Origin of the sequence: Afipia sp. GAS231 (assembly GCF_900103365.1) — a bacterium.
Classification (GTDB): Bacteria; Pseudomonadota; Alphaproteobacteria; order Rhizobiales; family Xanthobacteraceae; genus Bradyrhizobium.
In genome coordinates this window covers 2,747,161-2,759,906 of the sequence record NZ_LT629703.1, presented here as the reverse complement: position 1 = coordinate 2,759,906, position 12,746 = coordinate 2,747,161, and the positions used below count along the sequence as shown (strand labels likewise).

The 12,746-nt window shown below is 63.3% G+C and carries 10 protein-coding genes and 1 pseudogene; 5 read left to right on the top strand and 6 right to left on the bottom strand.

Annotated features, from left to right (window positions below):
• Positions 1–28: 28 nt before the first annotated feature.
• Both BLS26_RS13140 and BLS26_RS13135 read right to left on the bottom strand, forming a co-directional pair.
• Entirely contained in the window at positions 29–1,720 is a 1,692-nt protein-coding gene (locus BLS26_RS13140) for a DUF459 domain-containing protein (protein WP_092511665.1), read from the bottom strand.
• A 178-nt stretch (positions 1,721–1,898) separates the two neighbouring features.
• The gene (locus BLS26_RS13135) at positions 1,899–3,281 is read right to left on the bottom strand and encodes a lytic murein transglycosylase (protein WP_371360813.1); all 1,383 of its coding nucleotides are present in this window, start codon (positions 3,279–3,281) and stop codon (positions 1,899–1,901) included.
• Between the two features lie 251 nt (positions 3,282–3,532).
• On the opposite strand from BLS26_RS13135, the gene BLS26_RS13130 reads away from it, so the two are divergent.
• Complete coding sequence (locus BLS26_RS13130; protein WP_092511661.1) at positions 3,533–4,414, top strand: UTP--glucose-1-phosphate uridylyltransferase; 882 nt, start codon at positions 3,533–3,535, stop codon at positions 4,412–4,414.
• 161 nt (positions 4,415–4,575) lie between these two features.
• Here BLS26_RS13130 and BLS26_RS13125 read toward each other — a convergent pair whose 3' ends face one another.
• The gene (locus BLS26_RS13125; RefSeq protein WP_092511660.1) at positions 4,576–6,069 is read right to left on the bottom strand and encodes a diguanylate cyclase; all 1,494 of its coding nucleotides are present in this window, start codon (positions 6,067–6,069) and stop codon (positions 4,576–4,578) included.
• A gap of 177 nt (positions 6,070–6,246) precedes the next feature.
• Here BLS26_RS13125 and BLS26_RS13120 point away from each other — a divergent pair, with 177 nt between their 5' ends.
• Positions 6,247–6,528 carry a hypothetical protein gene (locus BLS26_RS13120; protein WP_092511658.1) on the top strand — a complete coding sequence of 94 codons (282 nt, stop codon included), beginning with the start codon at positions 6,247–6,249 and terminating at the stop codon, positions 6,526–6,528.
• Between the two features lie 275 nt (positions 6,529–6,803).
• On the opposite strand, the gene BLS26_RS13115 is transcribed toward BLS26_RS13120, so the two are convergent.
• A complete protein-coding gene (locus BLS26_RS13115; RefSeq protein ID WP_092511656.1) occupies positions 6,804–7,112 on the bottom strand; it encodes a hypothetical protein in 309 nt (102 codons plus the stop codon).
• A 464-nt stretch (positions 7,113–7,576) separates the two neighbouring features.
• Between BLS26_RS13115 and BLS26_RS13110 the strand changes: the two genes are divergently transcribed.
• The 3 genes and pseudogenes from BLS26_RS13110 to BLS26_RS37230 all read left to right on the top strand — a co-directional run.
• Entirely contained in the window at positions 7,577–8,578 is a 1,002-nt protein-coding gene (locus tag BLS26_RS13110; protein WP_092511654.1) for an AraC family transcriptional regulator, read from the top strand.
• A 54-nt stretch (positions 8,579–8,632) separates the two neighbouring features.
• Complete coding sequence (locus BLS26_RS13105; protein ID WP_244541932.1) at positions 8,633–9,886, top strand: vanadium-dependent haloperoxidase; 1,254 nt, start codon at positions 8,633–8,635, stop codon at positions 9,884–9,886.
• 403 nt (positions 9,887–10,289) lie between these two features.
• Positions 10,290–10,448, top strand: a pseudogene (locus tag BLS26_RS37230) (transposase); the annotation flags it as partial.
• Between the two features lie 81 nt (positions 10,449–10,529).
• Here BLS26_RS37230 and BLS26_RS13095 read toward each other — a convergent pair.
• Positions 10,530–10,829, bottom strand: a complete 300-nt coding sequence (locus BLS26_RS13095) for a DUF3551 domain-containing protein (protein ID WP_157676442.1) — start codon at positions 10,827–10,829, stop codon at positions 10,530–10,532.
• A 619-nt stretch (positions 10,830–11,448) separates the two neighbouring features.
• Positions 11,449–12,411, bottom strand: coding sequence for an IS110 family transposase (locus BLS26_RS13090; RefSeq protein ID WP_092509475.1), 963 nt, complete (start codon positions 12,409–12,411; stop codon positions 11,449–11,451).
• Positions 12,412–12,746 lie beyond the last annotated feature (335 nt).

Below are 12,746 nucleotides of genomic sequence, written 5' to 3'. Positions count from 1 at the left end.
TATCGCATCGCCCCGGAATGACTCGTTGTTACCGCGTGATACTTCCCTCAGGCACGGATGCCGACCGCCCGACATTGCCCGGCGGACGCGGTACGCCCGGGGCCGTCGGCGCACGCGGCGGCGGCGCGAGTTGACGCGGCGCGGTGGGCGCGCCGAACCCGCCAAAGAAATCACGAATTGACGGTGCCGCCTGCGCCGGCCGGATCTGCTTCTTCTGCTGCGGCTGAGGTGGTTGCTGCGGAAGCAAAAGCTGCTTCTGCCCGGGTGTGACCGTTCCATCCGGTGCCGTGGTCGCGACCGGCGTCTCGCCCTTGGCCTGTTCGCGGCCGATTTCGCGGCGCGGCCAGGCGAAATCGTCGGCGCGGCCGGCCGGCGGCGCCAGTGCTTCGCCCTTCACCAGCGTGCGCGCGGCCAGCGCGTCGACGGCGGCGGGTCGGGTGCCGGGTCCGCCGAGCAACTGATCGGTGCCGACGGAGGAAGCCACCAGCGGCAGGATCGGCCCGGCCAGCGGACGCGGCGCCGGCTTGCCGGGTTCGGCATTGGCGTCGGGCGTCGCCGGTTCGGTCGGCAGCGCGATCGGTCCGGAGCGCGAGGCCAAGAGGCGCGTCACTTCGCGCTCGACATAATGCGCGAGCTTGCGGGCGCCGGCGGGCTTGGTGAAATACACGCCGTCGCCGGAGCGGAGCTGGCGCATCTGGCCTTCGAAGTCGGGGCCCTTCTGCACGAAGCGGCCGGCTTCGTCGACAAAGCCGTCCCAGACATCGACATAGGTAATGCCGCTCTTGCCGGCGACGTCGCGATACAGCGCGTCGAGGAACAGCATGTCGGCGGTGCCCTGTTGGCCGCGTATGGCAGGCAGGCCGACCCACAGCACCGGCACGCCCTTGGATTTGAGGATGCCGATCATCTCCTCGATCTTCTTGGTGTAGAGCTCGACCCAGCGCTCCTCGCGGAACGCGTAGACGCCGTTAGCCGTGCGTGTGCTCTTTTCAGGTGCAATGATCGGCGGCGTCTCGTTGTCGGCGGCATCGTCGGGTGACAATTCGGTATCGACCGGCTTGTCGTCGGGTTTCGCTGCGGCTTCGGGTTTCGTGTCGCCGGCTTTGGCGTCCGGCTTGTCGTCTTTCTTGGCGCGCGCGTCCTTCTTGTCCTTATCCTTGTCGTCCTTCTTGTCGATCTTCTTTTCGACCACCGGTTCGCGCATCGGCACGCGATCGTTGATGCCGAGCATGACGACGATGGCGTCCGGCTTCTCGGTGGCGAGAATGCTCTTGGCGGCAGCTGCCCAATCCGCCGGCTCGCCTTTGGGCTGATACTTGATCAGGCCGGATACGGTCTTGTGCTTGCGGATCACGCCCATGTCGGGCTGTTCGGCGTAAAGGTCTTCCAGGCCGTAGGCGAGCCAGTCGGCCATGCCGTCGCCGAGCACCAGCACGTTACGTTCCGCCACGGTGTCGCGCTTGGCGGGCGCCGGCGCCCTGGAATAATCCTCGATGCGCCGTTGCGGCGCCTGTTGCTGGAACGGCGCGAAGAAGTCGCCGCCGAACCAGCTGCCGGGGCCATTGCTGCGCGGCGCGGGCCGCTGCGGCGGGCCGCCGAAGTTGAAAAACTGCGCTGACGCCGGTCCCGCGATCCCGATCAGGAGCGCGATCGCAACCGCCAGCGCGACCAAGGGGCCGCTCTCGGTGAACACGCGAAAAAAGGATCTGGGCTTCGGCATCCGGCTCGGTCGCAATGAAATGGAAGGCGCCAGCTATAATAGCGGAATCAGGCCGCAAGCGGGCAGATTTCGCGCCCATAAACCGGGCTTCGGGCCTACCCGTCAAGTTGCCTGCCAGATTGTGGTTTTCAGGGTTACTTTCGGCCCGGAAACCGCACGTTCCGGGGGTCCAAAGCCCTCAGCGCCCCCGCAGCCGTTCCAGCACGTCGGAGGAGGCGAATCCGTCCGCGGGCGCCCCGATCGAGGCCTGGAAGCCACGCAGCGCATCCCGGGTCTGACCACCGAACTGGCCGTCCGGGGTACCCTTGTAAAACCCGCGCTGGGCCAGAAGCTGCTGCAGTTCCAGCCGCTCGGCCTTCGACAGCACCCGTTCCTGCCGCGGCCAGGGTTGCACGAAGGGCGGGCCGCCGCGCAGGCGGTCGGCGAAGTGCCCGATCGCCATCGCATAGGCCTCGGCCGGGTTGTATTTCATGATCACCCGGAAGTTCTGCATCATCAGGAAACCGGGCCCGGCGGCGCCGCCCGGCGCCAGCAGATAGACCTTGTCGGTCGAGTTCGGGAACGACTTGCCGTCGGCGCGTCTCAGGCCCTTGCTCTGCCACTGCGCGAACGTCATCGCCTTGGCCTTGTCGGCCAGCATGAAGTCGAAGCCTTGCGGCAGCACCACCTCAAAGCCCCAGGTCTGTCCGGTCTGCCAGCCGTCCTTCTTGAGGTTATTGGCGGTGGAAGCAATCAAGTCAGCCGGGTTGTCGACGACGTCGCGGCGGCCGTCGCCGTCGCCGTCGACCGCGTAGCGCTTGAAGGCGGTCGGCATGAACTGCGTCGGCCCGAACGCGCCGGCCCAGGAGCCGCGCATCTGCTCGGGGCGCAGATCGCCGCGGTTGAGGATTTCCAGCGCGGTGAGGAACTCGTCCTTGAAATAGGCCTGGCGGCGGCCGACGCAGGCCAGCGTTGCGGTCGACTGCACCACGTTGCGATCGCCCATCTGGGTCGAGTAATTGGATTCGATGCCCCAGATCGCCGCGATCGCGTAGCGGTCGACGCCATAGGCTTTCTCCACCGCATCGAATTGCGGCTTGTACTTGGCGAGGATCTCGCGGCCTTTGGCGAGGCGGTTGTCGTTGACGAGGATGTCGAGATAGTCCCAGATCGCCTTGGTGAATTCGGGCTGCGAATCCATCAGGTCCATGATGCGCAGGTCAGGCTCGAGTCCCGCCGTGAAGCGCTCGAAATTCGGCTGCGTGATGCCGCGGCGTGCGGCATCGGGCCACATCCCGGCGACGCAATTTGGAAAATTCGCCGCCGCCTCGCGGATCGCCGAGGCCGTCATCAGCGGATGGCCGGAGGCGCCGTCCTCGCCGCTCCAGGGCGGCGGCGCGCCGTCGGGGCCGGGCGTTGCCTGCGGTGAGGGCGATGATTTCTGTCCGGAGAACAGATTGCCGAGAAAGTTGGAAACCCCGTTATTGCCGGAGGATTGGGCAAAAGCCTTGCCTGCCATCAGCGCGGGGGCGAACAGCAGCAGCGCCGCCGCAACCATGATCGCGCCGGTTCGTTTGTTCATCGCCGATGTCGTCCAACGCATGTCGTGCCTATCAGCCGCAGGAACCCGGTTTCAGAAGGCCTTGTCACGGTTTCCAACAGCTTAACAAGGGCCAGATTTTGTCGTTTCCGCCGGCTTCCGCAAGGGGAAGCGAAGGGGCAGGGCGCGGGTTGGCCTCCACACATCCGCCTTTGTTCCCGGCTGCAAACCGGTTACCAACGTGCGATCAACGCATTTCCTTTTTTCCTCGTTTTCAAGGCCCGGCCCTCCCCATGAAAATCCGCAAAGCCGTCTTCCCGGTCGCCGGTCTTGGCACCCGCGTCCTGCCCGCCACCAAGGCGATGCCGAAGGAAATGCTGACCATCGTCGACAAGCCGCTGATCCAGTATGTCTACGACGAAGCCAGGGAAGCCGGCATCGAGCATTTCGTGTTCGTCACCGGGCGCAACAAGGGCGTGATCGAGGATCATTTCGACCACATGTTCGAACTCGACACCACGCTCGCCGCGCGCGGCAACAAGAAGGCCGAACAGGATATCCTGGCTCGCGACCAGCCCGCCGCCGGCGCCACCAGCTTCACCCGCCAGCAGGCGCCGCTCGGCCTCGGCCATGCGGTGTGGTGCGCGCGCGACATCGTCGGCGATGAACCCTTTGCCGTGGTGTTGCCGGACGAACTGGTGCTCAACTCGCCGGGCTGCCTCAAGCAGATGATCGATGCCGCGAGCCAACTCGGCGAGAAATCCAACCTGCTCGCCGTCGAGGGCGTGCCCGACCATCTCACCCATCAATACGGCATCTGCGGCGTCGGCAAGCGCACGGCCTCCAACATGTTCGAGGTCGACGGCATGGTGGAGAAGCCGCCGAAGGGCACCGCGCCGTCGAACCTGTCGATCACCGGGCGGTACATCCTGCAGCCGGAGATCTTCAAGATTCTCGAAACGCAGGAGCGCGGTGCCGGCGGCGAGATCCAGCTCACCGACGCCATGATCGGCTTGGCCAAAACGCAGAAATTCTACGGCGTCGAATTCGAGGGCGAGCGGCACGATTGCGGCTCCAAGCCCGGCTTCCTGCGCGCCAACATCGCCTACGGCATGGCGCGTGCGGATCTACGCGACGGCCTGCGCGCGGAGATGAAGAAGTATCTGGAGAAGTAGCGGCGACCTAGCGTTCACACTCCGCTGTCATCATCCGCGAAAGCGGATGATCCAGTACTCCGCGGCGGTAGTGTTCAAACCGAAGCGGCGCGGCGTACTGGATGCCCGCCGGAGCCTGTCATCCGGCCGGCCGGAGGCCGGACCGGGTGGCGGGCATGACATCACGCCACCAGCGCCAGCTGCGGCAGGCTCGCCAGCACCGACTGGTTGCGGCCGTTGGCCTTGGCGGCGTAGAGCGCCTTGTCGGCGGCTTCAATGAGATCGGACCAGTCAAGCGATGCGGCCGGAATCATGCTGGCGACGCCGATACTGACGGTCGAGATCGGATCTTCCGACCAGCGCTCGACCTTGAGGCGGATGGTTTCGGCCATCCTGAATGCTTCTATGTTCGACAGGCCGGGCAACAGCACCGCGAATTCCTCGCCGCCGAAACGCGCCGGGCAATCGCCGGCGCGGCGCACCGAATCCGAGACGCAGATCGCAATGCCGACCAGCACCTGGTCGCCGGCCTGATGGCCCCAGGTGTCGTTGTAGGCCTTGAAATGATCGGCATCGATCATCAGCAGCGCGACCGGCGTCCCGTTGCGCGCCGCGCGCCGCCATTCCTGATCGATCTCGGTATCGAACTTGCGCCGGTTCTTCAGGCCTGTGAGGGCGTCGGTGGTCGCGAGTTCCTCCAGCCGCTCCTCGGCGCGCGCGCGGCGGCCGATCTCGCGGGCGAGAAACAGCGTCACCCCGAGCACGAACACGATTAGCGCGATCATGATTCCCGCGATTCGCGTCGCCTCGGTGCGCCACAAATTGAGGATGCTGGCCCACGGCTTGCCGACCTGAACGATCAGGGGAGAGCCGCTGCTGCGCCAGACGAACAGCCGCATCATGCCATCGACCACGCTCGGCCTGGTATAGAACCCGCTCGGCTCGTTCAGCACCTGGCTCATGCCGGGCACCTGGCTGAGATTGTGGCCGATCACATCGAGGTCGAACGGCGTCCGCATGATGACGGTGCCGTCGCGGCGATAGACCGTGATGATGTCGTCCGGGCCAAGATGAAGGCGTCCGAACAGGTCGTGGAAATAGCTGAACCGGATCGATCCGGCGACCACGCCGAGAAACTTGCCGTCGGCATCGGTGATGCGGCGGCTCAGCACGATGGCATAGGCCCCGCGATGCAGCATCGGGTGGCTGAGGAACAGGCCGGGGTCGGGTCCGTCACGGTGAACCCTGAAATACTCTTCGTCCGCGCGATTTTCAGGGACCGGATCCAGCGTCGAGGCATCGACGATCAGCCGCCCCTCGGCATCGAACACCTGGATCGCGCCGAAATGCTTTGCCGTGGCGGCATGGTCGAACAGGATCAGGTGCCGGATCGGCGCGCTGACCTGCCTGATTTCCGGCAGCACCATGCTGCTGGCGACCGCGCGCAGCGACAGGTCGTAGAGTTCGACGTTGCGGCTGATATCGGAATCAATGCTGGAGGCGAGATTTTCCAGGGTCTGGCGCGCCAGTTCCTCTTCGCCGTGCCGCATGTCGAGCATGACGCTGGCGCAGATCGCGGAAAAGCCGATGACGGTGGCGACCGACGACGCGATCAGCAGTTTTGCAGATAGCCGCCAGTGTTGTTTGGCCACGTCTTTTCGCCGTCCGAATAGCATCGTCCGCTCCCTGCCCCGTTATGGGTGGGATACGTTGTTGCGGCCTTAAACCGTGACGGCGATACGATAATGAGTTAACGCTTCGTTGCCGGGACCAGCGGCTTCATAGCGTTTTCGAGCGAAGTGGAGCCGGTTCGCAAGCGCGTCAAGACAAACAGACCACCATCGGGGATACGGGTGAACGATTACGACTTGCTGCGGGACTATCTGAAGAAGCAGAAGCTTCCCGAATTCGTGCTGACCTTCGAACAGATCGAGGAGATCATCGATGCGGCGCTGCCGCGCGCGGCGCATCGCGCCTCGTGGTGGGAGACCGAGCGCAGCCCGCAGGAGAAGATGCCGCAGCGCGAGGCCTGCCTCGACGGCGGCTACATCGCGACCCGGCAGGCGGACGGCAAGAGCGTCAAGTTCAGGAAGATGAAGCAGGAGCGTCGTCCCCGCGACGGCGGGGAGCCCTAGCCACAGCGCCAATTCGTAGCAGTCACTAACTCCTCAGGGGGCGCGCAGCGCCGTCTCGAACCATGCGGCCCGTGGCCATCCTTCGAGACGCCGCTTCGCGGCTCCTCGGGATGAGGACCGTAGGGCGGATTAGCGGAAGGCGTAATCCGCCATCTTTGCCGAGATGTAACAGCGGATTACGCTGGCGCTAATCCGCTCTAAGGACTGTCTTCGCGGTATCGCGGAGTGAGTTCTGACGGTGAGCCTGCGGTATGTAACCGACGAGCGACCAGCCCTTATGTTTGTTCGGGCAGCCACGACATATGAGCGTTAGTGTCCTCGGCGAAGCCCGCAGCCATGAGCAGATCACGCCAGTCTCTTTTGGCGAGCGCAACCGCGCGGTCCAGCTTGTCCAACTTCCCTTCGCTTAATTTCAAGGCTGCGAACTGAAACCGCTCCAGTTTTACGTCATCGAGATGTTCCAGGAACGGTAAATTATTTCCGCATTCTTCTGACAAGACCGCGCGGACGAGTGAGCGTTCATCGGCAGGAAACAGAAGTGCAATTCGCTTTTCAGTTTCCTGGCTGATCCGTGACGATACCATGGCAGCCCTTGACCCGGTTCAAAAGCCCTAGGCTGATCTAACTGCATTGAAGTAGCCGGACCGGAAGAAACCAGCGAAGCACAACGGACTGGCGAGCGAAAGCGGAGAAACGGACATCTGGCGGCCGCTGCGCCGTGCCCTCGCGTACATTGGCGCGCCACGGCCGATGAAGATGGGCACTATTGCTTCGCCGTAGCGCTATGATCTGAGAGCCAGTATCGCTCCACCGTAGCCGAAACTGCGACGACAAGCGATGTCGTGCTACGCTTGAACGCCACCTGCATACTGCGGATGCATGGCGCGCAGACGGTGACCTTCTTCGTCAACCACTGGCTCGGCTCACTTGTGTGCAACGCAAACGCTCCTGCTATCCAAATACTGCATCAATGTTAGAGGGACGCCCCTCCGGCGCCCCGGCCGTGCTATAGTGGATCGAGGAAAGGGCATGCGCGGAGGGCGGTACGATGTCGGGTCCGGCCAAGTCGATCCTGGGCCGCCTCAGCCGGTTTCACACGCGCGACGCGGACGAGGCACTCGCGCTCCTGAGCACCAAAGACTACGAGCTGGATCTGTCGCGCAGCGATGCGCGGCAAATCGTCGACCTGCGTATCAACGGCGTCTACTTGCCCGGCGTCTACGTCGGATACTATCAATTCGGCGCGCCAATAGTGGCTCGAACCCATACGGCTCGCCATGACTACTGGATCAATCTCCCGCTGGCGGAGCCGATCGAGGCGACCATCGGGGCGGAAACGCTGATATGTGGCCCCCAACGGGGGTTCGTGTCGTCACCGACGTTGCAATATGTGGTCCGCACGCAGGGCGCCGGGGCCCGCGTGCATGTGCAGATCACAGAAGAGCGTATGAACCGCCAACTGACCGCGCTCCTGGGAGCCCCTCTCTCCGAGCCAGTCGTTTTCACGGCGGCGATCGATTTGACCAAAGGACATGGTCGCAGCTTGGGAAACTGCATCGGTTTGGCTATCAGTGATCTCGAAGGCGGCGATGCGCTCACGAACAACCCAATCGCGACGGGCCTGTTCGAGGAATGCATCACCACCAAGCTTCTCCTTGAGCATCCCAACAATTACTCCGATGCTCTGCATCGGATGCAAAAATCCATCGCCCCCGCGTCCGTTAAGCGTGCCGTCGAGTATGTGAATGCTGAGCTGGGCTCGCCGCTCGGAATTAGCGAAATTGCAGCCGCCGCAAGAGTCGCAGGCCGAACCCTGTTCAAACACTTCAAGGACGCCCATGGCGCCTCTCCGATGCGGTACGTGCGGAACGCCCGATTCGAAAAGGTTCACGAAGCGCTGCTATGCGCCGAGCAAACCGACAGCGTTACGGCCATCGCGCTGCGTTGGGGCTTTAGCCACCTTGGACGTTTTGCCGTCGAGTATCGCCAGCGCTACGGCGAACCTCCATCACAGACACTAAGCAGAAGCCCGCAGCAAACGGCCAAATAAGCCCTGGCAAGCCTGCCTGGCACATTTCCGACGCCTGCGGAGTGTCAGAGATTCATGGAGCGAAACATGCGTGCATCAATGAACCGTCCGATTCCGGCCGCCTTGATCGCGGCCTCGCTTGCAGTTGCCATCCCTGCGCCGGCGCGCGCCAACGTCATCACCGATTGGGACGTTAACGCTGTCGCGATCGTTCCACCAAGCGCGGCGGGGCTGCGCGAGATGGCGATCATGCATGTAGCCATGTTCGACGCCGTTAACTCGATTGACCGGCGCTATCGCCCGTATGTGGTTCAGCTCGCGGCATCAAAGGCGACGTCGCAAGAAGCGGCTGCAACGTCCGCGGCAGCCGGCGTGCTGATCGGCCTCCATCCAGAGGCCGCGGCGCAAATCCAAGCGGCGTCAGCAAGCGCGCTCGCGGCAATCCCCGAGAGCGAGGCGAAGGCCAATGCGCTCGCGCTCGGCAAGGCGGTCGCGGAAAAGATCTTGGCCGTGCGGTCGAAGGATGGAGCCAACGCCCCCGACGACTATCGCCCAAAGACCAAGCCCGGCGTCTACGTGCCGACACCGACCGTGATGGTCGGGTCGACGTGGCCGAGGATGACGCCCTTTGCGCTAACGAGCCCTTCGCAGTTCCGCGCGCCGCCGCCTATCTCGCTTACCAGCAGCGAATGGGCGGCCAATTACAACGAGCTCAAGGAGTTTGGTGGCAAGAACAGCACCAAGCGCTCGGCGCAGCAGACGGAAACCGCGCGCTTCTGGTTGGCCGTGGGACCGCCGGCGTATCACCAAATACCCCGCCAGCTCGTCGCGGCCAAACGGATGAGTGTGGTCGAGAGCGCGCGCTTCATGGCGCTTTATTCGATTGCGCTGACGGACGCCTCCATCGCGGTGTTCGACGCCAAGTACCATTATGAATTTTGGCGGCCGGTCACTGCGATCCGCAACGGCGATCTCGATGAGAACCCCGCGAGCGAGCGCGAGCCGACCTGGCAGCCGATCGACAGCACGCCGATGCACCCGGAATATCCCTGCGCGCACTGCATCCAGAGCGGCGCCGCGGCGGGGGTGATCGAGGCCATGCTCGGCTCTCAGGAAATGCCGGAAGTGACGATGATGAGCACAACCGCACCCGGCGCCATCCATCGCTGGATCAATACGGCTGCATACACCGAAGAGGTTGCAAACGCTCGCATCTGGGCCGGCTTCCATTACCGGTTCTCGACCGAGGTTGGGACGAAGATGGGCCGCGAGATCGGCGAATATGTCGTGAAGAACGTGATGCAACCAGTCGTGACGAGTTCACGATGAACGGTTGGTCCGCAGGCGGATGCGGACCGGGTCGGCCGGCTGCGACCACCCGCGCGCGTTAGCCCAGCAGGTCGAAGAGGACGCGAAGGAAGTTCGCGTCATAGGATCGAAAAGCGTGCATCTGCGTACGAAGTGGCGCGCCTGAAGAGATTCGAACTCCGGAATCCCTCAGTTTCGCTCGTGGGCACTAATGGCCTCCCGGTACGGCTGTCGCCGAGTCCCGGTGAGACGCGCGACAATCGGCATACCGGCTGGCTGCCTCGTCTGAAGTCCGGATCAACGCTGCTCGCGGATCGTGGCCACGACGCGGATTGAATCAGAGAGCTTGCAATGAAGAAGGACGCATGGGTCAACATCCCACCCAAAAAGCAATCGCAGCGATCCGATCTGCTTCAGCCGGTATCTCTACCGCGCCCGCGACCGGGTCGAGCGATTCTTTCATCGGATCAAGCAATGTCGTCGGGTGGCGGCCCGTTACGACAAGCTTGCCGCTAACTACTTCGCCTTCGTACAGCTTGCGACAATCAGGCTATGGCTGCGCATTAATGAGTCCGCGCCCTAGTCGAGCCGTTGTCGCAAGCCGAAGGTCCGCACGGATTTCCGTGCGGACCCAACGGTCGCATCCGCCCGGCGGGGCGGTCGCTTACTGATTGACGGGCTTCCGCGGATGCTTGGTTACGCGGGCGTCCGGCTGATAGGCGAAAGCATTGTGGTTGTCGGTCTGGGTGGTCGCCAGCTTCGGGTCGCGGAAGCAGTCGCCGCCGATGCCGGCGGATGCCGCCTGGCATTGCTCCATCGACGAGAAGCCGCAACTGGTCATATGACCGGTCACGTCCTGGCGACAGAATTCGCCGGCGGTCGCCGTCGAGGTGGTGAGCGCGCCAAAGGAGGCGACGGCCATCAAGGCCGCAGCCGGCGCGACAAGTTTTGCGAATGCATTCATCTTCATCTCTTGCTGTTTGTTGTTGTCCAGCCCCGCAACGCAGATGGGTGTCGCAGATCGATGCGCCAGCGCTCTCAAACATTGTTGAAGTGATGACAATCATATGAAGGCGCGAAAGCTTGCGAATGCAGGCCAATTCAGCACTCGGACGGCGTCGCCTGGTGCATGCCACGCATGCTGATGTGTAGGGTGGATTATATCGTAGGATGGGTGGAGCGCAGCGATACCCATCAAATCCCGATGCAAGAAGATGACGGGTATTGCTGCGCTCCACCCATCCTGCGAGGCCACGATTGCCGCGCGCATGCACTGCTTCGCCCCCGCTTGCAACGACAAATGCCCGCGACAAATTGGCACGACGGGCAAATCACAAAAGTCGGTCCAGCCCTTCGGATAAAAATATTTCGCTGGCGCCGTCGGGCAAATCAGACGTTTAACTCTGCGCATCCTGTCCCACCAGAGCAACTGTGCTGAAGTAAACCGGCGATCGGCCGGGCCTCAAGGCTGGCGCGGGGCGCGCCCCGCCTTCGGCGGCTTACGGCCTTGACCCCGTCCGCTCTCCGGTCTGTTGGCTTGGCATGCGCTCGGTCATCGACCGAGCGCGGTGAGGTGCGCTCGCTCAGTTCAGTGCGTAACGGCTGGGATCCCATTTCTGCCGTCGTGCGATCATGATGTTGAGGATGACGATGAGCTTGCGCATGCAGGCGACAAGCACCACTTTCGGCTTCTTTCCCTTGGCAATCAGGCGGTCGTAGAAGGCCTTGAGCACCGGGTTGTTCTGCGTGGCTGCGCCGAGGCAGGGCATGTAGATGGCGTTGCGGACCCAGCGGCGGCCACCCTTGATATGACGCTCACCGCGCCGATGGCCGCTATCGTCGTCGTACGGGGCGGCGCCTAATAACGCACCGGCGATCTTGTTGCTCACCTGCCCAAGCTCCGGCATCCCCGCAATGAGGTTGGCGGAGGTCGTTTCGGCGAGGCCCGGCACGCTCTCGATGATCTCGGCACGCTCGGCAAGGTGTGGCGAGGCCTTGATCTTGGCCGCAATTGCCGCCTCGAGCTTGGCAATTTCACTGACCAGATTCTTCAAGACGCGGGCATGCGTTTTCTGAACCAGTCCTGGTGCAGCATGCTCGTTTTGGCTTTGCAAGCGCGTCTTGAGATCACCCAGACCGATGCGCGCTTTCACCAGCGCCAGCAACTCCTCGCGTGCGGCATCGTGGGTCTGGCTCGGCGCCTCGGTAAATATCTCGGCGAACCAGGCGATCATCTCCGCGTCGATCACATCGTTCTTTGCCAGCCGGCCGGCCGATAGCGCGAAGCTGCGGACGCGTTTGGGGTCGACGATCCGCACCTCGACACCGGCCTGGCGCAGTAGCTTGGCCCAGTCACGCTCGTAACCGCCGCTCGCCTCCATCACAGCCCTGGTTGCCTTGTACTTGCGAAGCCAGGCCACCAGCTTGCGGTGGCCTTGTCCCGTGTTCGGACAGACCTGACGCAATGACAGCGAGCGAATGCACGCATCCACCTTGTCCTTTGCCACATCGATGCCCACGACAATGCGATCATCTTGTGCCATCATCCACTCCCTTCCTTGCTCGGTACGGGCTCGAAGCCCTTGCAACTGTTCGGGTTGAGGAAGACGCCGGAGCTGTCCCTCGCTCTGGTACAGGCTCTGTCGCCTTTGGGGCGTACGGGCTCAGTTCCAGCAACGGGCGGTTGGTCCGCAACCGCCCGTTCGCTCATTCTGCCAAATTTTTTGGACACAAGGGGCGTCGGCCATCGTCGCAAACGAGGGACAGGGAGCGGTGGACGCGGCAGCACGCGAGACGAACGGGCTGTTGCGTACGGTGAAATCGTTTGGGTCCGACGCCCCGGTGCTGGCGTCAGGTCGGCGAGAGGCTAACGCTTCGAGCG

What these genes read in the sequence shown, in the direction of transcription:
- BLS26_RS13130 (WP_092511661.1), top strand. Translation starts at nt 3,533, where the DNA reads ATGAAAATCCGCAAAGCCGTCTTCCCGGTCGCCGGTCTTGGCACCCGC.
- BLS26_RS13095 (WP_157676442.1), bottom strand. Translation starts at nt 10,829, where the DNA reads ATGAATGCATTCGCAAAACTTGTCGCGCCGGCTGCGGCCTTGATGGCC.
- BLS26_RS13135 (WP_371360813.1), bottom strand. Translation starts at nt 3,281, where the DNA reads ATGAACAAACGAACCGGCGCGATCATGGTTGCGGCGGCGCTGCTGCTG.
- BLS26_RS13125 (WP_092511660.1), bottom strand. Translation starts at nt 6,069, where the DNA reads ATGCTATTCGGACGGCGAAAAGACGTGGCCAAACAACACTGGCGGCTA.
- BLS26_RS13090 (WP_092509475.1), bottom strand. Translation starts at nt 12,411, where the DNA reads ATGATGGCACAAGATGATCGCATTGTCGTGGGCATCGATGTGGCAAAG.
- BLS26_RS13115 (WP_092511656.1), bottom strand. Translation starts at nt 7,112, where the DNA reads ATGGTATCGTCACGGATCAGCCAGGAAACTGAAAAGCGAATTGCACTT.
- BLS26_RS13105 (WP_244541932.1), top strand. Translation starts at nt 8,633, where the DNA reads ATGGAGCGAAACATGCGTGCATCAATGAACCGTCCGATTCCGGCCGCC.
- BLS26_RS13140 (WP_092511665.1), bottom strand. Translation starts at nt 1,720, where the DNA reads ATGCCGAAGCCCAGATCCTTTTTTCGCGTGTTCACCGAGAGCGGCCCC.
- BLS26_RS13110 (WP_092511654.1), top strand. Translation starts at nt 7,577, where the DNA reads ATGTCGGGTCCGGCCAAGTCGATCCTGGGCCGCCTCAGCCGGTTTCAC.